Origin of the sequence: Mesorhizobium sp. AR10 (assembly GCF_024746795.1) — a bacterium.
Lineage (GTDB): Bacteria > Pseudomonadota > Alphaproteobacteria > Rhizobiales > Rhizobiaceae > Mesorhizobium.
On sequence record NZ_CP080524.1, the window covers coordinates 763,709 to 782,538 of the forward strand.

The window sequence follows — 18,830 nt, forward strand, 5'->3', positions numbered from 1 at the left end:
TCCAAGGCGGTCGCCGCGCTGGAGCCGGCGGCCGCACTCAAACAAACAAGCTTCCAGAAGGGGAATGACAATGACACTTCACATGAAACTCAAATCATCCATTGCCGCCGTGCTGATGCTCGGAGTGACCGGCTTTGGTTTCGTCACGCAGGCCAATGCCGACGCGGTCGACGACATCACCAAGGCGGGTGCCATCAATGTCGGCATCTTCTCCGACTTCCCGCCCTTCTCCTCGGCTAGCGCCGATATGAGCATCAAGGGCTATGACATCGATGTGGCGCAGTTCATCGCCGATTCCTTGAAGGTCAAGCTCAACCTGGTCAGCGTGACCGGCCAGAACCGCATCCCGTATCTGACCGACAAGCGCGTCGATATCCTGATGAGTGTCGGCTACTCCAAGGAGCGTGAGCAGGTGATCGATTTCGCCGCCGCCTACGCGCCTTACTACATCGCCGTCATCGGCCCGGCAGCACTTGCGGTCAAAGGCAAGGAAGACCTCGCCGACAAGTCGATCGCCGTCAACCGCGGCACGCTGGAAGATACGTCGCTCACCGAAGTCGCCCCGGCCTCCGCCGATATCAAGCGTTTCGACAACTACAATTCCGTCATCCAGGCCTTCATCTCGGGCCAGACCCAGCTGATGGTGGTCGGCAACGATGTCGGCGCCCAGGTGTTGGCGAAGCAGGATGCGATCAAGCCGGAGCAGAAGTTCCAGCTGCTCACCTCGCCCTCGCATATCGGCCTCAACAAGAACGAGGACCGCCTCAAAAAAGCGGTCAATGACGCGGTCGCCAAGATGCTGGCCGACGGCAAACTCGACGAAAGCTCGAAAGCCTGGCTGAAGACGCCGCTCAATCCCGACAACCTCAAGGATTGATCTACCGTGGCCTTTGCTTGGCTTCCAGATGCTGTGGGCGACATCGCGCGCGGAGCGCTCACGACGGTCTTGCTGATCGTCGTGACCACTCTGGTGGGAACGCTGCTCAGCATCCTTGGCGCGGCAGGCCGGCGAAACGGCCCGCCGCTCCTGAAGCGGGCAATCGCCATCTATGTCGAGGTGATGCGCAACACGCCGTTCCTGGTGCAGCTGTTCTTCATCTTCTTCGGGCTGCCCAGCATCGGCGTGAGGCTCGATCCGATACTGGCCGCCATGCTGGCGATGACGCTCAATATGGCCGCCTACACCATCGAGATCGTCGGCGCCGGGCTCGACGCGGTGCCGCGCGGGCAGACGGAGGCAGCGCTTGCGCTTGGCCTTCGACCGCGTCAGGTGTTTATCAAGATCGTGCTGCCGCAGGCGCTCAAGGTGATCTATCCGGCGCTGACCAGCCAGATCGTCATCATGATGCTGGAGTCCGCCGTCGTGTCGCAGATCGCGGTGCGCGAGTTGACCTACGAGGCTGACATGCTGCAGGCGCGCACCTTCCGCGCCTTTGAGACCTATTTCGTGGTGACGATGGTCTATCTCATCCTGTCGATGGGACTGCGTCGACTGCTGGTCAGCGGCGGACGCCGTGTTCTGGGAGCCGGCGTGTCATGATCGAATTCACCTTCTGGGACATCCTGCGCAACCTTCTGTTCGCCGCCCGCTGGACGGTGCTTTTATCGCTCGCCGCCTTCGTCGGCGGCGGCGTGGTCGGCATGGTCGTGCTGTTCTTCCGCATCGCCAAGAACAAGTGGAGCCGGCGTATCGCTTCGGGATACATCGCGCTGTTCCAGGGAACGCCGCTCTTGATGCAGCTCTTCCTGATGTTCTTCGGCTTGCCGATGCTCGGCCTGCGCATCGAGCCGTGGACAGCGGCGGTGCTCGGCCTCACCTTCTTTGCCAGTGCCTATCTGGCCGAGATCTGGCGCAGCGGCGTCGATGCGCTGCCGCGTGGCCAGTGGGATGCCGGCGCCAGCCTCGGGCTGCACTATCTGCAGGAGCTCAGACTGATCATCCTGCCGCAGGCATTCTCGATCACCCGCGCGCCGACCGTCGGCTTCCTGGTGCAGCTGATCAAATCGACGGCGCTGACCTCGATCATCGGTTTCGAGGAACTGGTACGGACCTCCAACGCCATCAACAACGCCACCTTCGAACCGTTCAAGGTCTACGGACTGGTGGCGTTGATCTTCTTCGTCATGTGCTTTCCATTGACGCAATATGCACGCACGCTCGAACAACGCGCGGCGGCCCACTGAGCCGCGAAAAGCGGCGAACGGTGGGATGAAAGGGTAACAGCCGGGGAGCCGGCACAAACAGAGGAGAAACCAGATGAACAGACTGATCACAACACCCGTCACCCGACGCGGCATGCTTGCCGCCGGTCTTGCCACCGCCGGTGTGCTCGCCATGCCATCTATCCTGCGGGCGCAGGACAAGTCGCTGAAGGTCGGCGTCTATGGCGGATACTTCAAGAAATCGTTCGACGAGCACATTTTCCCCGACTTCACCAAGGCCACCGGTATCGCGGTCGAGTCGGTCGCCGAGCCAACCGGCGAGGCGTGGCTGGTGCAGCTTGAACAGGCGGCCAAGGCCGGTCAGGCACCGGCCGACCTTTCGATGATGTCGCAGGGTTCAACGATAAAGGGCCAGTCGACCGAATTGTGGACGCCGCTCGATACCTCGAAATTCAAGCACTATGGCGACCTGCTGCCGCGCTTCATCAACAAGTATCCGGATGGCCGCGTTGCCGGCATCGGCGCCGTTGCCTGGTGGATCACGCTGGTCACCAACACGGATGTCTACAAGGATGCACCGGAATCCTGGGCAGCACTCTGGGACAAGGCCAACGCGGACAAGCTCGGCCTGCTGGCGCTTGCCTCCAACTCGTTCCTGCTCGAGGTGACGGCCAAGACCTTCATGGGCGGCACCAACGCGCTCGACACCGAAGAGGGGCTGAACAAGGCCTTCGAGAAGCTCGCCGAGGTCAAGCCGAACGTCCGCCTCTGGTATCGCGACGAGGCACAGTTCGAACAGGCGCTGAAGTCAGGCGAAATCCCGATGGGCCAGTATTATCACGACGTCACCGGCCTGGCGGCCGCCGACGGTTTCCATGTCCGCTCGACCTTCCCGAAGGAGGGCGGCATCCAGGATTCCGGCAATTGGGTGCTGTCGCGCGCCTCGACCAAGGTCGACGAGGCGCACGCTTTCATTGACTATATGAGCCAGCCGTCGATTCAGGGCCTCATGTCGCGCAAGGTCGGCACCACGCCGACCCTGAAGAAAGAGGTGCTCGACCTCAAGCCGGAAGAGTTCGCCTCGGTGTCGTCGGATATCGAGCCGATCATCCCGCGCTACGACCTCTACACGGAGAAGGCCGACTGGATAAACCAGAAATGGACCGAACTTATCGTCGGCTAAACCCCGAACAGCTCGCCTGACCTCGCATATTGCCTCTCCCCTGACAGGGGAGAGGTCGCCGATCGCCGAATCCGCAATTCCCTTTCGTATCGCGAAATGGGGAAAGCGGGGCCATTCGCAATATCCTCCGGTTTACAGGATCGACTCATGTCCGGATTAGACATCAACGCAATCACCAAGAAATTCGGCAATTTTGCCGCCGTCGAAAATGTCCAGCTGAACGTGCCGCATGGCACCTTCGTGTGCCTGCTCGGGCCATCGGGTTGCGGCAAGACCACGCTGTTGCGCATGATCGCCGGGCTGGAGGAGCCGACCAGTGGCGCGATCGTGCTGGATGGCGAGGACATCACGCCGCTGCCTACGCACAAGCGCAATCTCGGCATGGTGTTCCAGTCGCTGGCGCTGTTTCCGCATCTCTCGGTGGGCGACAACATCGCCTATGCGCTGCGCATTCGCGGCGCCTCGAAGGAAGAGCAGAAGAAGCGCGTCGACGAGTTGCTGACGCTGATCCATCTGCCCGGCTTTGCCGATCGTCCCGTGGCCAAACTGTCCGGCGGCCAGCGTCAGCGCGTGGCGATTGCCCGCGCGCTCGCACTGTCGCCCAAATTGTTCCTGCTCGACGAGCCGCTCTCGGCGCTCGACGCCAAGTTGCGTGAAGCCATGCAGGTGGAATTGCGCCAGCTGCAGCAGCGGCTCGGCATCACCACCATCGTCGTTACCCACGACCAGCGCGAGGCGATGACCATGGCCGATTTGGTCGTTGTCATGGGCCACGGCAAGATCCTGCAGGCGGCGCCGCCGATCGAGATCTACCGCAAGCCGTCCGACGCCTTCGTCGCCGACTTCATCGGCATCACCAATCTCTTGCCGGCGGAAGTCGACAGCGCCGGGCGCACCACCATCCTCGGCACCGCCATCCCGGGTCTCGTCATGCCGGCCGGCCTGAAGAAGGCTTCGGTGTCGATCCGCCCCGAAGACGTGCATCTTGGCGAACCCGGCAGCCGCGCCATCACCGGGCAGGTGAGCTTCGTGCGCGATCTCGGCGGCACCATAGAGACCTTCGTCGAGGTCGGCGGCACCAGCATCATCGCCGTCACCACGCCGCGGGAACGGCTCAACGTGTCGGTTGGTGCGCAGGTCGGCGTCGTGCTGCCGCCGGAGAGCTGCGTGGTGCTCGGCTCATGAGACGCGAAGTCCCAAGGTCGGTCGCCGACTACACACCGCTGTTCTTTCCGGGCCTGATGCTCATCGTCTTCTTCGTCGTGCCGTTCTCGACGATGATCGCGGTGAGCTTCTTCAAGCGCAACCCGGCCGGTTTCTACACGGTGGACTTCGTCTTCGACAATTACGCCCGCTTCCTGTCGGTGTTCTTCGGCGGCGTGCTTGGCTTTTCGCTGATGCTGGCGGTGCTGGTCGCGATCTGCTGCGTCTGTATCGCCTTTCCTTTCACCTATCTCTTGACCAGGCGGCCGCGCCACGTGCAGACGCTGTGGCTGGTCGGCCTGCTGTCGGTATTGTCGCTGTCGGAAGTCATCATCGGCTTTGCCTGGTCGACGCTGTTTTCGCGCACCGCCGGGATCACCAATCTGTTGGTGGCGATGGGGCTGATGGACAAGCCGGTGGCGCTGCTGCCGAGCTTCGGCGCAGTGCTGACCGGCATGGTCTACCAGGCCCTGCCCTACACCGTCCTGGTGCTCTACCCCGCCCTTGTGCGCCTTGATCCAACATTGCTCGAGGCCGCGCGCACGCTTGGCGCCTCGCCGGTCAGGGCCTTCTTCAACGTCGTTGCGCCGGCGCTCAGAAACACCATCGTGGCGACGCTGATCATGGTCTTCGTCTTCGCGCTCGGCTCCTATCTGTTGCCGCAGATCCTAGGACGGCCGCAGCACTGGACGTTGTCGGTGCTGATCACCGACCAGGCGATCTACCAGTCCAACATGCCGTTCGCGGCGGCGATGGCGGTGTTCCTGGTGCTGATCTCGCTGGCGCTGGTCGGCATGATGCTGCTCGTCGGACGCAGGGAGAACGCGCTATGATCGAGACCCTGCTTCGCCGCCTCTATTTCACTGTCGTCGCGCTGTTCCTGGCAGCGCCGCTGATCGTCGTTGCCGGCGTCTCGGTCAACGAGAAGCAGGATCTGGCCTTCCCGCCGGTCGGTTTCTCGCTGGCATGGTACGGACAGATTTTTTCCGATCCGGAATGGCGGCTGGCGCTGATCCATTCGGTGACGCTGGCCGTCTGTTCAGCTGCGATAGCCGTCGCCATCGCATTGCCGCTGGCCTGGTTCCTGTGGCGGCGCATCGCCCCGTGGGCGAACATCTTCCAGGTCCTGGGGCTGGCGCCCTTCATCCTGCCGCCGGTCATCACAGCGCTCGGTTTCCTCACCTTCTGGGCGACGGTCGGGCTGTTCGGCCAGTTCTTCACCGCCATCATCAGCCACGCCATCTTCTTCGTGACGCTGCCGCTGGTGACGTTGTCGCTGGGCTTTGCCTCGATCGACCGCTCGCTGGTCGAAGCTGCCGCAACCATGGGTGCGGACGACCGCACCGTGCTGAAGACAGTGGTTCTGCCGCTAATCCTGCCCTACCTGGTCTCGGGTTTTGCCTTTGCCTTCGTGTTGTCGCTCAACGAATACATCGTCGCCTACATGACGATCGGTTTCACCACCGAAACGCTGCCGATCAAGATCTTCAACGCACTGCGCTACGGCTACACGCCGACCATGGCCTCGGTGTCGGTGTTCTTCGTCGCGGTGGCAGCCCTTGTGTTCGGTGCGATCGCCAGGTTCGGCGATATCCGCAGGCTACTCGGCGCGATGTCGTCGGACGGCAACTGAGCGAGCCTGCACAAAAAGCGGCCGCCGGGATGACCGGCGGCCTTTTTCAATGGCCAAGGGCGAGCGGCGGCGCGATTCGGTCACGCCGCAACCAGCGCGCCAGAAGCAGGGCCGCCACCACGGCCAGCCCCGACGACAGGCCGATCCAGATGCCGACGCCGTTGAAGCCGAAATGGAAGGCGAGCAGCACGCCAAGCGGCAGCCCGACGCCCCAATAGCCAATCGCGGCATAGATCATCGGCACCTTGGTGTCGTGCAGGCCGCGCAGCATGCCGGCGGCTACCGCCTGCGCGCCGTCGAAAATCTGAAACAGCGCGGCAAAGGCCAGGAACGACACAGCAAGCCCGATCACTCTGGCATTGGCCGGATTGCCAAGATCGATGAAGGCGCTGATCAGGAGATGCGGCCACAGGATCATCCCCAGCCCCATCAGCGCCATGAAGGAGACGCCCATGACAAAGGCAGTCCAGCCGGCACGGCTGACACCTTCCGGGTTGCCAGCGCCATGGGCCAAGCCCACCCGCACCGTCACCGCCTGGTTGAGGCCGAGCGGCACCATGAAGGAGATCGAGGCGATCTGGATGGCGATGGCATGTGCGGCAAGCGAATCCGCATCGATCAGGCCCATGAGAAAGGCCGCCGCGTTGAAGATCGTCACCTCGAAGGCCAGAATGCCGGCGATCGGCATGCCCAGCCGCAACAGCCCCTTGAAGCGCGGCCAGTCGGCGCGCCAGAAGCGTCCGAACAGACGATACCGCCGGAAATTCTTCTCAAGCATCACCACCGCCGCCAAGCCGACGAACATCAGCATGCTCGACAGTGTGGTGGCGAGGCCAGATCCGGCAATGCCCATCGGCGAAATGCCTAGATTGCCGAACATGAACACCCAGTTGAAGAAGACGTTGCAGGCAACAGCGACGAAGACGATGACCAGCGCCCAGCCCGGCCGCTCCAGCGCCGAGATGAACGAGCGCAGCACGATGTAGCCGTAGAACGGCAGCACCGCCCATTCCAGCCAGCGCAGATAGATGCCGGCCTGCCGCGCCAGTCCCGGCTCCTGGCCCATCGCCAGCAGAATTGCCTCGCCGTGCCAAAGCACGAACCAGATCGGAATGCAGATCAGGATCGCCAGCCACAGGCCCTGGCGCACCGTGCGGCGCAGGTCACGCACCGAATGGCGTCGGCGGCCAAGCTCGGTCGCCATCATCGGCGAGGTCGCCAGCATCAGGCCGAGCCCGAAGATCAGCGGCATGAAGTAGAGGTTGGCGCCGAGCGCGCCGCTGGCTAGCGTATCCGGTCCCACCCGCCCCATCATCATGACGTCGGTCGCGGTCATCGCGGTCTGGCCGAGATTGGTCAGCACCATCGGCCAGGCGAGCGCCAGCGTCGCCCTGATTTCCTGACGCCAAAGATTTTCCGGCGCACGAGCGCCGGCTTCGATCGCAGACATTTTTCTGCTCTTTCCGATTGCGGCACGTCGGGATCGAGCCGGAAGCCGCATTTCAAACGGCAAAACCTTCGGCTTCGCAGCGTTTGCGCCGTCTTTTGAACGAAATGCGACATGAAGGCAAGGGAGGACGGATGGGGAGCGATTGAGCCAGGGAGCCTCCGCACGCCTCACCAAGGGCAAGTCCGATCGTCTTCACCCTCGGCACTAGCGCGGCGATGAAGCGATCATTCTGCCGCGGCGGGATTTCGAGCGCGCGGCGGCTGAGGCTGAGGCTGGCATAGCCGGCGGCCTCGGCTTCGGTGAGCGATTGGCGGCGCCGCGTCGTCGATTCGTAGACTATGCGCCTTCCGACAGGAGAAACGGCTTTCGGCCACCCAGAATGTAGGCGATGGATTCCAGAACGATGCCGTTTGTATTGATGTCGGTGACTTGAATCGGTTTACCGGTCCGCTCCGAGATGCCGGACGAAAATCCCATGCCGGGCATTTTGGCCCGTTCCCTGACCAGGGCGACAAGCTTGTCCGAGTAATCGCCCGGGCGGGTAGAATACCAGAGATACGCACCCTTGGTGCTGATCAGGCGCAACGAATCCGCGAGTTTGGCCATCTTGGCTTGTGCAGAGATTTTCATCGTGTCGACTGAAAACACGCCGCCATTGTCCGTCAGCTGATACCCCTGGTAGGTGAAGTAGGGCGGACCCGCCATGGAGCATTCCGAAACGCAGGTAAGCATGCCTGTCTCACGATAGCGTTTCATCTGGGCGGCATAGAGAATGTCGGCCATGAGGCGGCCATGCGGCGAGCCGCCCAGCTCGATCTCCTCGGTCACATGCGGTTCGGTCGCAATCCGCCCACGCCGCTGGATTTCTGCCAGCACCGCAACCGCTTCGTCCATGTTGCGGCCGGGATCCTCGGTATCGAACACCGGCTTGATCTGTTCTCCCCAGAAACTGTAGCCGCGACCGGCATAGCCTGCATAACTGCTGGTGTGAGCTGACGAGATCCTGCCCTTCTCGTTGACGACATGCATTTCGCCGCCTTTGAGAACCGGCTTGAAGGACCAGTTGGAAACGAGGTTGAAAATAGGGAAGGCACCCGCCGTGTGCTGGTCAAGAATCTTGAGCGCAATAAGCAAGCGCCCGGTATCGGCACTATCGAAGCCCTCGCGCTGGCCACCTTGCGATCCCAGTGCCCGCTCGGTGTGCGGCAACCTTCCACCGGCGTAGCGGAAACTCGACTCGTCGAGGAACGCAATGATGCGCGTGATGGTCGTTTCGAAGCTGCGTTGATCGATGATCCCCAGCCGCTGGGCAGATAGTGTAGCGAGGATATGTGTCCCCACATCCCACATGGTCGTGAAGGGATAGCCCTTCTGCTTGCCGGATTCGATCCAGGACGTCGCCGGCACCATGCCGTTGTAGTTCTTCGAACCCCAGTCGAAATAGCTCCAGGCCAGTTCGGCGTCCGCCTTCAGGACCCCATCATCCAGCGGATACAGGTCCGGCTCCTTCCAGTCCCGAACCGAAACGTCGGCGCGCGCGCTTCGAATGCGCTCGGCCTTTGGCATCGCCGGGCTGACGGCTTTGTAATATTCGTCAAAATTGACGAGCCTGGTGCCGCGCTGATCGGACAGCTCCGCCAGCGTTTCCAGTATCACCGCACGCTTTTCTGGCGTGTTGGCAGTGGCGGGATGGATGCAGAAGACCGCATCATTGTCGGTTCCGAAATAATCGAGAACCTGTTGCTTGGTAAAATAAGGGACATCGGCGGTCCAGGCCTTCTCGAATTTCATGGTGTTCGAGACATGAAGGATGCCGCGCCTGTCGATGCCATTGAACCAGCGCATGCTGCCTCTATCGGCACTGAACACGGGCGTCCCGGTGGCGGCAAGCGCGTCCAGCGTGTTGTCGTCAAAGGCATCATTGGGCGGTATGTAGGAGGTCGGGAACCTGCCCGTTGAACGGTAGACTTCGCTGATACCGTCTCTGATCAGGTCAAAATCTTTCCGGGCCGAATTCCCCAAAAGCTCGGACGGCGTGTGATACCAGCCGTGGGCCGCGACATCGAAGCGCCGGTCCGGGAGCATGGCGCGCAGATATGCCTTGCTTGTTTCATCCTTGGACAGCAGGTTGCCGTGCGGTGCGGGAATAATCCCGTCTGTTACGGGGTAACCGGCCTCGATCAGCCCGTAGACAAAAGCCATGTGGCTCGGATCCTCGTCGACATCGACCCTCAGATCGTCTACGCGAACGACGATAAGCCGGCTTGTGTCCTTGCTCTGGACATAGAGCCTATGCGGAAGGATTGCGCGCACGCTGCCGGACGCGACAGCCGCAAGCACAGCCTGCGCGACTTCGGCGGCATAGCCGGCAAGATCGCCGTCGCTCAGACCGGCGAGCGCCCGGAACGGAATGTCTACAGTGATCGGATTGTCGTTTGCGCTCAACGCGGCGATGTTCGAGGCGAGCGTTGCCGGCGCCAGCAATCCGCCGCTTGCAGCAGCTGACCTTATCGAGCTCAATGGCGAGGCAAAAGTGTTGACCAGGCCGGTTTCGGTCGTCCAGTAGCCGCCATCGGCCGGCTGTTGCCTGGCCTTGTCCTCGACGCCACCTGCAAGCCGGATGACAGAGCGAATCCCGGCGGCACGCATGGAGGCTCCGTCCTGGAAGGTGCGCAGCGGCGAATTGGTGGTCAGGGTCAAGGCCGTTTTGACGGCCTGCGACTGATATCGCTGATACTCGTTGATCAGGTAGGAAAACGCGGCCTGGATGTCGCTGGCCTGGCGGGCCTGAAAATAGGGATCGCCGGACACGATCGTGTCGGCGTGGGCGCCAAATTCAATGCCCATGGGATTGAGCCCGACCGTCTGGCGAAGCCAGCGGGCCAGGTCGGAATTGTAATCCAGCATGCTTCCTGTCGTATCGAATGGCGCAACCGTGACGATGATCGGCATCTTGCGCGTCAGGAAGGGGTCGACGAGCGCGGCGAGCCTGGCCGAATTTGCGTTGGCCTCGACGCCGCTGATCGTGATGATCAGCGGGTTGGGCAACGGCTCTTTGGCGGCAGCCTGCGAGATGCCTTTGTTGGCGATCGCCAGAAGCGGCAGACTGAGGCCACCAAGAAGAGCGGAGCGGCGGGTAATGTTCATGTTTTACCTCCCGTCGGGACGATTGCTGCGTAGCGTTCCGGACTGATCCAGCGGCCATCGGACTTCACAGAAAACGACTTGAACAACGCGCGCAGGAAGAGCGCCGCGTCGAGAAGCCGGAGGATCGGAAAGGCGAGGCCGTAGAGGAGCAGGCTCGGCCGGCATTCGATGACCGCGACAACGAAGGTGAGCACGTAGTCCACGACGAGAAACAGGACCAGGAGGCCAAGCGGCGACACGGGCCGCACTGCGAGTTCGCCAAGCGAAACCGCCGGCACTTCGAAGCCTGTCGCCAGATAGAGGATCGCGGCAAACGGCAGCGCCAGGGCGAACACCGAAATGACGAGCAGTTCAGCAAGCAGCCCGCCCAGCGACAGCCAGAAGCGGCTCGGCCAGATCCCATGGCGCTGCACCGTCTGCCAGAAGCCGAGATACCAGCGCTGAACCTGCTTGCGGTAGTCGCGCAGATTGAATGGATCTTCCGATGAGCAACGCGCTTTGGGCGAATAGGCTACGCGGCCCAACCCCTTGTGCTGAACCTCGAAAGTCATGTTGAAGTCTTCGATGACGAGACCAGGAGCGGTGATGTCGATCTGGCGCAGCACGCTTGTGCGATAGATGCTGGCGAAGCCAGGTGCGATATAGCTGACATTCGTCCATTTCCAGGACTGTCCGTATTGGAACGCCGTCTGCAGGACCCGGTAGAGACGCGTCCTGTATGCCGTATAGAGCATGTCCATGCTGAGCCAGCTGCGGCCACGCCAGCGCGACAGCACGTGGCCTGCGACTGCCGCCACATTCGGGTCGTTGAACAACGGCAACGCATGCTCGAAATAGTGGCGGTCGATCTCCGAATCCGCGTCCTGGATCAGCACCGCCTTGTAGCGATCGCACAGGCGGTAGTGGCGGATCGCCTCGTCGATCGCCTTGGCCTTGCCACCATTCGGCTGGATGTCGAGCGCCCTGCAGCCATTGGCACGCGCGATCGCAACGGTGCCGTCGCGCGATCCATCGCTGGCGACATAGATCTGGCTCGCCGGAATGATGGCCGTCAGCGCCCATATGCATCTGGGAAGGGCAATCTCCTCATTGTGCGCGGGGATGACTACGGCAACATCGGCGATGCCGATCATTGGCAGGCCGCCGATTTTCGGGTTTGAGCCGATTTCACTGAGAAACCTGATCACGCCAACGATGCACCAGAACACGATATTGATCCCCAGCGAAGCACTGAGGAGCATCATCGTGACGTTCGCGGCGACGGTCTCGGTCATGGGAAAGCAAGCTGTGGCTGATGATGATCGGCTGCGGCAGACTTGCGGTGCGCGGCGAGAGGAGCAGGCCTGACCGAGGTGCCATTCATCTTGTCATGGCAAGCCTGGATCGAAGCCAGGATGTCCTGGTGGCTCTGGCGGATGCCGTCTGCGAGCGAAACCTTTTGCTGCCAGCCTAGCGCCTTTATCTTGCTGGTGTCGGGCCAACGGCCGCGATGGTCTGCAATGAAATGCTTTTCGAAGACGGCGTTGCCGGCGAGACCGGTTGCTGTTTTCACCAGCTCGAACAACGCACGGATGGTGATCTGGGTAGCGCCACCGATGTTGTAGACTTCGGCATTCACGCCCTTCTCCATCACCGTCAACAAGCCGTCGACGAGATCGTCGATGTGCAGGAAGGTGCGGGTCTGCGCTCCGTCGCCATAGATCGGCACCGGCTTATGGGCAATCAGCCGCGACAGCATCTGCGGAATGACGCGCTGGTCGTCCGGCGACATGCCCGGGCCATAGGTGTTGAAGATGCGCACGATGCGAACGTCGACACTGTGCTTTCGGCCCCAGAAGCGCGTAAGGGCCTCGCCGAAGCGCTTGCCCTCCTCATAGGGGCTGCGCGGGCCGACCGGATCGACCTTTCCCACATAGGTTTCCGGTTGCGGGAAGACCTCCGGGTCGCCATAGGCTTCCGCCGTGCTGGCGAAAAGGTAGCTGGCCTTCGATCGGCGCGCCACCTTGAGCAGGTTCAGAGATCCGAGAGACGACGCCATCAGCATTTCTTCGCCGAGCAGCGCGATGTTGGGAACACCTGTCGGGCAAGCCAGATTGTAGACATGGCTGTAGCGGCGACGCAGCAGGCGGTTGCAAGAACCAGCGTCGGCGACGTCGAGCTTCAGGAACCGAAAGTTCGGATATCGGGCAAGGTCGTCGACGTTGGCCCTGCGACCGGTCGAGAAGTTGTCGACGCAGTCCACAGATACGCCCTGTTCAAGAAGGCGGCGCGCAAGGTTAGTTCCAACAAATCCTGCTCCGCCCGCGATCAGGACTCTGAGTTCCTTGGCTTCGTATGCATTCATGGCGTCATCAATCCGGCATTGAGTGCAGGGGGAAGTCGCACTGATCCGTTGTGCGGCTTTTTGTATGAAAAGGGCATTTCCACAGGCAATGCAACTAATCGTTAACGATATGGTCAACAGCCGTGGTTAATTAGCCTGTTGTATTTATTGTGCTTTTTGAGAAGCCGGCTCTATATGAGCTATCTTGCAACAAATGTGTCCGAAAATGGCACGCAGTTTGCCCTTGACAACATACCCCTCCCGTCGCAGCCGAAAACGCCGCTTTCCCACCTCCTGAGCCTTTCTGCGGCGGAAGTTCTATTCAAGACATAAACTGGCACAAAGGTTGCGCTTGCTCTCACAGGCGCGAACCGCGATGCCAACAGCTGATCAAGCTTAGGGATGATCTATCGCGACTCGCAGAACGTCAGAATACGGCTCGAAAGACCTTCGGCTGTATCAAGGAGAGCGCGAAAATGAATATGCTGGTTGATCATGCCCGGGGAGCCGCCCTCCTTGCGAAATTGGAAACGCGGACGGCCACGATCGGTATCGTCGGGCTTGGCTATGTCGGCCTGCCTCTGGCCGCGACGGCCGCCCGCGCCGGCTTCAGGGTCATCGGCTTCGATGTCGACCATACAAAGGTCGAAAAACTGAAAACCGGCCGGTCTTATATAGGCGCCGTTACCGACCAAACGCTTCACACCATCATTGCGGATGGATCATTCAGACCGACATTCGATTTCGCGGACTTCGCGGAGTGCGATGTCATATCGATCTGCGTGCCAACGCCACTGACGAAGCAGCGCGAGCCTGATCTCTCCTTTGTCGAGAACACGACGCGCGCAATCGCTGAACATCTGCGCAAGGATCAACTGATCGTCCTCGAATCCACGACGTATCCAGGAACGACGGATGAAGTGATGAAACCGATCCTCGAGGCGTCGGGATACAGGTCCGGCCGGGAGTTTTTCCTTGGCTATTCGCCTGAACGGGAAGATCCGGGCAGTGCGGGCTTCGAGACCGCCACCATTCCGAAAGTCGTGGCCGGGGACGGTGCGGTCGCGGCCAGGCTGGTTGCGCAGTTCTACGGCGCCATCGTCGACAAGGTCGTGCCGGTTTCAAGCATCAAGGTCGCAGAAGTGGTGAAGCTGACCGAGAACATATTCCGGGCGGTCAATATCGCCCTGGTCAACGAATTGAAGGTGATCTACGGCGCCATGGGAATCGACATCTGGGAGGTGATCGAAGCCGCTAAGACCAAGCCGTTCGGCTATATGCCTTTTTATCCAGGGCCTGGGCTTGGCGGTCACTGCATACCGATCGATCCATTCTACCTGACCTGGAAATCGCGTGAGTTCGAAGTCTCGACGAAGTTCATCGAACTCGCCGGCGAAATCAATGTGTCGATGCCGCACTATGTCATGTCAAAGCTGACTGAAGCGCTGGACACGCGTCTCGGCCTGCCGCTTAGCCAGGCGGCCATCCTGATCGTCGGCGTCGCGTACAAGAAGAACGTCGCTGACGTCCGGGAAAGCCCGGCGCTGAAGCTGATCGAATTGCTGCAATCGCGCACGGCCGATATCGCCTACCACGACCCGTTTGTCGCCCGCATCCCGAAGACACGCAAACACCCGATGCTGGCTGGCAAAGACTGCATCCGGCTTAGTCGCGATTCCATCGGCGCCTATGATGCCGTTGTGATCGTCACCGACCACGACGGCATCGACTACGGGCTGATCGCCAACCATTCGCGGCTGATCATCGACACTCGCAACGCGATGCAACGCAACGGCATCGTCTGCGATCGGGTGGTAAAGGCATAGCACGGTCCCGGGCGGACCGACGCTATTTGGATCGAGGCGGCAGCGCAGATTGCAACATGCCTGCCTATCTTATCCCGTCCAGAACCTGCCGCTGCCGGTGCATCTCGAGGAACACCCGGTAGTCGCGATCAAAACGGCCGGCCGAGGCCGAGTTTGAGACACGCTTTTTTCCGCCCTGCTGCATGGCGACACAAGCGGCGTTCAAGCCGGGGAACAGCCCGGCGGCGGTGGCCGCGACCATGCCGGTGCCGAGCAGCACCGCCTCGTCGGCCAGCGGCTCAATGACCGTGCAGCCGGTGGCGTCGGCATAGAGCTCCATCAGCAGCGGATTCTTGGTGTGGCCGCCGGTGACGTGCAGCGTGTCGATCAGATAGCCGTTCTCGTTCAGCGCCTCCAGCACATGGCGCACACCAAGCGCGATGCCGACGGCGGTGCGCCAATAGAGCTTGCACAGGCTGTCGAAGGAAGCGTCCAGCGTCAGCCCGCTGACGACACCGACAGCGTGCGGATCGGCAAGCGGCGAGCGGTTGCCGTGGAAATCCGGCAGCACATGCAGCCGCGCGGCGAGATTGTCGCCCTCGGCGCTGCGCAGTTCGGCGACGCGGCGGGCGATCTTCGCATGCATGGCGGCGTCCGGCTCGCCGCCGGCGCCATGCCAGCGGATGATGTGGTCGAGCAGCGCGCCGGTGGCCGACTGGCCGCCTTCCGACAACCAAAGCTTCGGCAGTGCCGCGCCATAGTACGGTCCCCAGACGCCGGCGAAAGGCTGCGGATCGGGCGACATCGCCATGACGCAGCTCGATGTGCCGGCGATCAACGCCAGATGCCGGCCGATATTCTTCTCGTCGCCGGCAAAGCCGCCAAGCACGCCGAGCGCGCCGGCATAGGCATCGATGACGCCGGCGCCAACGCGGCATTGTTGCGTAAGGCCAAGTTGGGCCGCCGCCTCCGCACTCAGCGGGCCGATATCGACGCCGACCGGACTTGCTTGCTCCGGCAGATTGCCGTGTTCGAAAAGATCGCCGAGCCCGACGGTCTCGAAAAAGTCGCGTCGCCAGCCGGTTTCCTCGTGCGCCAGATAGGTCCATTTGGCGGTGAGCGTGCATTGCGAGCGCGCCAGCGAGCCGGTCGCCTTCCAGGTCAGGAAATCGGTGAGGTCGAACAGGTAGCCGGCTTCATTCCATGTACCCGGCAACTTCCGCTTCAGCCACATCAGCTTCGGCGTCACCATCTCCGGCGACATGACGCCGCCGATATAGTCGAGCACGGCATGACCGCTCATCGTGCATTCGTCGGCCTCGGCAATGGCGCGATGATCGAGCCAGACGATGGTGTCCCAGCGCCTTTCGCCCGACACCGACACGCTGAGCTGGCCGCCATCCCTGCCCCGCACCACCAGCGAGCAGGTGGCGTCGAAGGAAATGCCGACGATGTCCTGCGCCGCGACCCCTGCCTTTTCGCGGGCGGCACGCACGGCAATGCAGACCGCCGACCAGATGTCTTCGGAATTGTGCTCGGCGTGATCGGCCTTCGGCTGGTTCATGACGATCGGGTGCTCGGCGCGACCGAGCAAGGTGCCGCCGGTGTCGAGAATGCCCGCACGGGCGCTCCCGGTGCCGACATCGACCGCGCAAACGAAGCTGTTCGTCAAGATGCTTTTACTCTCGCTCCCAGGCCTGCAATCAGATCGGGCAATTGCAGCATGTCAGCGAATATAAAGTCCGGTTCACTCGACGCAAGCCGCGCTTTCAGCGCCGGGTTGCCGGCATGCGATCCGCCGGTGAAGGCAAAGACACGCATGCCCGCCGCTTGCGCCGCCTCGATGCCGGCCGGGCTGTCCTCGACGACCAGGCAGTTTTGCGGGATGGCTCCCATTCTCGACGCTGCGTGAAGAAAAAGGTCGGGCGCCGGTTTTCCCCGCGCCACCATGCCGGCGCTGAACAGATGCGGCTCCAGCAGTCCAAGCAGTCCGGTGACATCGAGCGCATAGCGGATGCGGTCCAGTGTGCCCGAGGAGGCGACACAATAGGGCACGCCGAGCCTGGGCAGAACTTGCTCGATGCCGGGTATCGGTTTCAGCTCCTGGCGAAATTTGCGCATCAGCTCGACGCGCATCGCGGCCAGGTGTTGGTCGGTGATATCAAGTGCGAAGTCGCGGCCGAGGATTTCGCGGACGCTTTTCATACTCTTGCCGAGGAAATGCTCGTAGGCGGTGTCCTCGCTGACGGCGCCGCCGGCGAGCGCGATCATGCCGAGCAGCGCCGAAACGGAGAGAGCCTCGCTGTCCACCAGCACGCCGTCACAGTCGAAAATGACCAGTTCAGGCGTCATGGCATTCACTCTGCTTCAGAGCTTGCCTGCGAGATAGCGCGTCAGCGTCGCGCGGGTTCCGCTCGCCCACAGCACCTTGAGCGCATGGGCGAAGGCGTCGGCGAACGCTGCCGAGCGGCCGACATCGCCATAGATGTCCTCCATGGCAAGCCAGGCGGCGGGCGCATCCTTCGCCGTTTTCGCGATCGCCTGGAGCCTATCCCAGCTCGGATCGTTGGCTTCGATGACGGCGCCGCTATCGGTCGTGCCGAAGCAGTAGCGGCACCAGAGTGCCGATTCCAGCGCCAGGCCGGTGACGCTCTTTCCGGCCTTCAGCCGGTCGGCGATGGTCGGAATGATGAATTTCGGCTGGCGGTTGGAGCCGTCGAGGCAAAGCCGCCGGATGGTGTCGCCGATCTTGGGGTTGGAGAAGCGGCGCTCGATGAGCTGGTAGTATTCCTCCAGCACGGTGTCCGGCACCGGCGGCACGGTTGGGATGATCTCGTCGCGCTCCAGTTTGGCGAGAAAGCCGCGCACCAGCGGTTCCTGCATCGCCTCATGGACGAAATGAATGTCCATCAGCCCGGCTGGATAGGCGATGGTGGCGTGACCGCCATTGAGGATGCGGATCTTCATCAGCTCGTAGGGCGCGACATCGCTGACGAATTGCACGCCGACCTTTTCCAGCGGCGGCCGACCGGCGGTGAAATGATCCTCCAGCACCCATTGCTTGAACGGCTCGCAGAACACCGGCCAATTGTCGTCGAGACCGAATTCGCTGGAGAGAATGCCACGCTCACGATCGGAAGTGGCCGGCGTGATGCGGTCGACCATGCCGTTGGGAAAGGCAACTTTCGCGCTCACCCAGTTTGCCAGATCCTCATCGATCAGCCGCGCCAGCCCCACGACGCCATCGGAAGTGACATGGCCGTTGTGAGGAATGTTGTCGCAGGACATGACGGTGAAAGGCACGATGCCGTCTTCGCGGCGGCGGATCAGCCCCGCAAGGATGAGGCCGAAAACGGTCTTCGGCGTCGCGCCAGGTTGAGCGTCCGCAACGATGTCGGGATGGGTCGGGTTGAACACGCCCGACGCCGGATCGATGAAATAGCCGCCCTCGGTGATGGTCAGCGAAACGATCTTTATCGCCGGATCGGCAAGCCGTTCAATGATGCCAGCTGCATCGCCCGGCATCAGAAAATCGATCATGACGCCGGTGACGCGGGCGCTCATATGGCCAGAATCCTGTTCGACCACCGTGGTTAACCAGTCCTGCTCGGCAAGCTTGCCGCGGCCGATTTTCTCGCCCTCGAATACGCCCGCGCCGATCAGCGCCCAGTCATGACCAACGCCGGCATTGAACAGATCGTCGAGATAGACGGCCTGGTGCGAGCGATGGAAATTGCCGACGCCGAAATGCACGATGCCGGGCTTGAGCGTGGCGCGATCGTATTTCGGGCCGGCGACTTTTGGAGGAAGCTTGGCAAGGACGGTAGAAGAGAGTTTCACGGTCATCTGCTTTTACCCTTTGGCCGAGCTCCGGCCTTGTGATCCCGGCGTCTTCTCCCCGCGGAGGGACGGGGAGAAGAGCG

General features: G+C 61.8%; 15 protein-coding genes. 8 read left to right on the top strand and 7 right to left on the bottom strand.

The genetic code is table 11. The features are described 5' to 3' along the window. Positions 1 to 70 precede the first annotated feature (70 nt). From LHFGNBLO_RS06940 to LHFGNBLO_RS06970, 7 genes are all read left to right on the top strand, one after another. A complete protein-coding gene (locus tag LHFGNBLO_RS06940; protein WP_258605421.1) occupies positions 71 to 877 on the top strand; it encodes a transporter substrate-binding domain-containing protein in 807 nt (268 codons plus the stop codon). Positions 878 to 883: 6 nt separating this feature from the next. Next, positions 884 to 1,540, top strand: a complete 657-nt coding sequence (locus LHFGNBLO_RS06945) for an amino acid ABC transporter permease (protein ID WP_258605422.1) — start codon at positions 884 to 886, stop codon at positions 1,538 to 1,540. Beyond that, positions 1,537 to 2,184: an amino acid ABC transporter permease gene (locus tag LHFGNBLO_RS06950; RefSeq protein ID WP_258605423.1), complete on the top strand. Its 648-nt coding sequence runs from the start codon at positions 1,537 to 1,539 to the stop codon at positions 2,182 to 2,184. The genes LHFGNBLO_RS06945 and LHFGNBLO_RS06950 overlap by 4 nt, the downstream gene beginning before the upstream one ends. 73 nt (positions 2,185 to 2,257) lie before the next feature. Further along, on the top strand, positions 2,258 to 3,346 hold the full coding sequence (locus LHFGNBLO_RS06955; protein ID WP_258605425.1) for an ABC transporter substrate-binding protein: 1,089 nt from the start codon (positions 2,258 to 2,260) through the stop codon (positions 3,344 to 3,346). Between the two features lie 147 nt (positions 3,347 to 3,493). Next, entirely contained in the window at positions 3,494 to 4,531 is a 1,038-nt protein-coding gene (locus LHFGNBLO_RS06960) for an ABC transporter ATP-binding protein (protein WP_258605427.1), read from the top strand. Beyond that, positions 4,528 to 5,382, top strand: a complete 855-nt coding sequence (locus tag LHFGNBLO_RS06965; RefSeq protein WP_258605429.1) for an ABC transporter permease — start codon at positions 4,528 to 4,530, stop codon at positions 5,380 to 5,382. Before LHFGNBLO_RS06960 ends, LHFGNBLO_RS06965 begins: the two co-directional genes overlap by 4 nt. Next, positions 5,379 to 6,182, top strand: coding sequence for an ABC transporter permease (locus LHFGNBLO_RS06970; protein WP_413774668.1), 804 nt, complete (start codon positions 5,379 to 5,381; stop codon positions 6,180 to 6,182). Before LHFGNBLO_RS06965 ends, LHFGNBLO_RS06970 begins: the two co-directional genes overlap by 4 nt. Positions 6,183 to 6,228: 46 nt before the next feature. Here LHFGNBLO_RS06970 and LHFGNBLO_RS06975 read toward each other — a convergent pair whose 3' ends face one another. The 4 genes from LHFGNBLO_RS06975 to LHFGNBLO_RS06990 all read right to left on the bottom strand — a co-directional run bounded on the left by LHFGNBLO_RS06975 (position 6,229) and on the right by LHFGNBLO_RS06990 (position 13,123). Continuing rightward, positions 6,229 to 7,632, bottom strand: coding sequence for an MATE family efflux transporter (locus tag LHFGNBLO_RS06975; protein ID WP_258605430.1), 1,404 nt, complete (start codon positions 7,630 to 7,632; stop codon positions 6,229 to 6,231). A gap of 336 nt (positions 7,633 to 7,968) precedes the next feature. Then, positions 7,969 to 10,779 carry a DUF3131 domain-containing protein gene (locus LHFGNBLO_RS06980; RefSeq protein ID WP_258605431.1) on the bottom strand — a complete coding sequence of 937 codons (2,811 nt, stop codon included), beginning with the start codon at positions 10,777 to 10,779 and terminating at the stop codon, positions 7,969 to 7,971. Next, on the bottom strand, positions 10,776 to 12,053 hold the full coding sequence (locus LHFGNBLO_RS06985) for a glycosyltransferase (RefSeq protein WP_258605432.1): 1,278 nt from the start codon (positions 12,051 to 12,053) through the stop codon (positions 10,776 to 10,778). Before LHFGNBLO_RS06985 ends, LHFGNBLO_RS06980 begins: the two co-directional genes overlap by 4 nt. Then, positions 12,050 to 13,123, bottom strand: coding sequence for an NAD-dependent epimerase/dehydratase family protein (locus LHFGNBLO_RS06990; protein ID WP_258605434.1), 1,074 nt, complete (start codon positions 13,121 to 13,123; stop codon positions 12,050 to 12,052). The genes LHFGNBLO_RS06985 and LHFGNBLO_RS06990 overlap by 4 nt, the downstream gene beginning before the upstream one ends. 461 nt (positions 13,124 to 13,584) lie before the next feature. Here LHFGNBLO_RS06990 and LHFGNBLO_RS06995 point away from each other — a divergent pair, with 461 nt between their 5' ends. Then, positions 13,585 to 14,928, top strand: coding sequence for a nucleotide sugar dehydrogenase (locus LHFGNBLO_RS06995; protein ID WP_258609634.1), 1,344 nt, complete (start codon positions 13,585 to 13,587; stop codon positions 14,926 to 14,928). Positions 14,929 to 14,992: 64 nt separating this feature from the next. Here LHFGNBLO_RS06995 and LHFGNBLO_RS07000 read toward each other — a convergent pair whose 3' ends face one another. From LHFGNBLO_RS07000 to LHFGNBLO_RS07010, 3 genes are read right to left on the bottom strand one after another with little or no spacing between them, the layout of a single operon-like run. Further along, positions 14,993 to 16,579 (bottom strand): FGGY-family carbohydrate kinase, encoded by a 1,587-nt coding sequence (locus tag LHFGNBLO_RS07000; RefSeq protein ID WP_258605436.1) that lies wholly within the window; start codon positions 16,577 to 16,579, stop codon positions 14,993 to 14,995. Further along, positions 16,576 to 17,259: an HAD family hydrolase gene (locus LHFGNBLO_RS07005; protein WP_258605439.1), complete on the bottom strand. Its 684-nt coding sequence runs from the start codon at positions 17,257 to 17,259 to the stop codon at positions 16,576 to 16,578. The genes LHFGNBLO_RS07000 and LHFGNBLO_RS07005 overlap by 4 nt, the downstream gene beginning before the upstream one ends. 15 nt (positions 17,260 to 17,274) lie before the next feature. Beyond that, entirely contained in the window at positions 17,275 to 18,753 is a 1,479-nt protein-coding gene (locus LHFGNBLO_RS07010; protein ID WP_258605441.1) for a mannitol dehydrogenase family protein, read from the bottom strand. Between the last annotated feature and the right edge of the window lie 77 nt (positions 18,754 to 18,830).

Excerpts from the sequence above, each read along its gene's own strand:
- LHFGNBLO_RS06940 (WP_258605421.1), top strand. The coding sequence starts at position 71 with ATGACACTTCACATGAAACTCAAATCATCCATTGCCGCCGTGCTGATG.
- LHFGNBLO_RS06950 (WP_258605423.1), top strand. The coding sequence starts at position 1,537 with ATGATCGAATTCACCTTCTGGGACATCCTGCGCAACCTTCTGTTCGCC.
- LHFGNBLO_RS06955 (WP_258605425.1), top strand. The coding sequence starts at position 2,258 with ATGAACAGACTGATCACAACACCCGTCACCCGACGCGGCATGCTTGCC.
- LHFGNBLO_RS06960 (WP_258605427.1), top strand. The coding sequence starts at position 3,494 with ATGTCCGGATTAGACATCAACGCAATCACCAAGAAATTCGGCAATTTT.
- LHFGNBLO_RS06965 (WP_258605429.1), top strand. The coding sequence starts at position 4,528 with ATGAGACGCGAAGTCCCAAGGTCGGTCGCCGACTACACACCGCTGTTC.
- LHFGNBLO_RS06970 (WP_413774668.1), top strand. The coding sequence starts at position 5,379 with ATGATCGAGACCCTGCTTCGCCGCCTCTATTTCACTGTCGTCGCGCTG.
- LHFGNBLO_RS06975 (WP_258605430.1), bottom strand. The coding sequence starts at position 7,632 with ATGTCTGCGATCGAAGCCGGCGCTCGTGCGCCGGAAAATCTTTGGCGT.
- LHFGNBLO_RS06980 (WP_258605431.1), bottom strand. The coding sequence starts at position 10,779 with ATGAACATTACCCGCCGCTCCGCTCTTCTTGGTGGCCTCAGTCTGCCG.
- LHFGNBLO_RS06985 (WP_258605432.1), bottom strand. The coding sequence starts at position 12,053 with ATGACCGAGACCGTCGCCGCGAACGTCACGATGATGCTCCTCAGTGCT.
- LHFGNBLO_RS06990 (WP_258605434.1), bottom strand. The coding sequence starts at position 13,123 with ATGAATGCATACGAAGCCAAGGAACTCAGAGTCCTGATCGCGGGCGGA.
- LHFGNBLO_RS06995 (WP_258609634.1), top strand. The coding sequence starts at position 13,585 with ATGCTGGTTGATCATGCCCGGGGAGCCGCCCTCCTTGCGAAATTGGAA.
- LHFGNBLO_RS07005 (WP_258605439.1), bottom strand. The coding sequence starts at position 17,259 with ATGACGCCTGAACTGGTCATTTTCGACTGTGACGGCGTGCTGGTGGAC.
- LHFGNBLO_RS07010 (WP_258605441.1), bottom strand. The coding sequence starts at position 18,753 with ATGACCGTGAAACTCTCTTCTACCGTCCTTGCCAAGCTTCCTCCAAAA.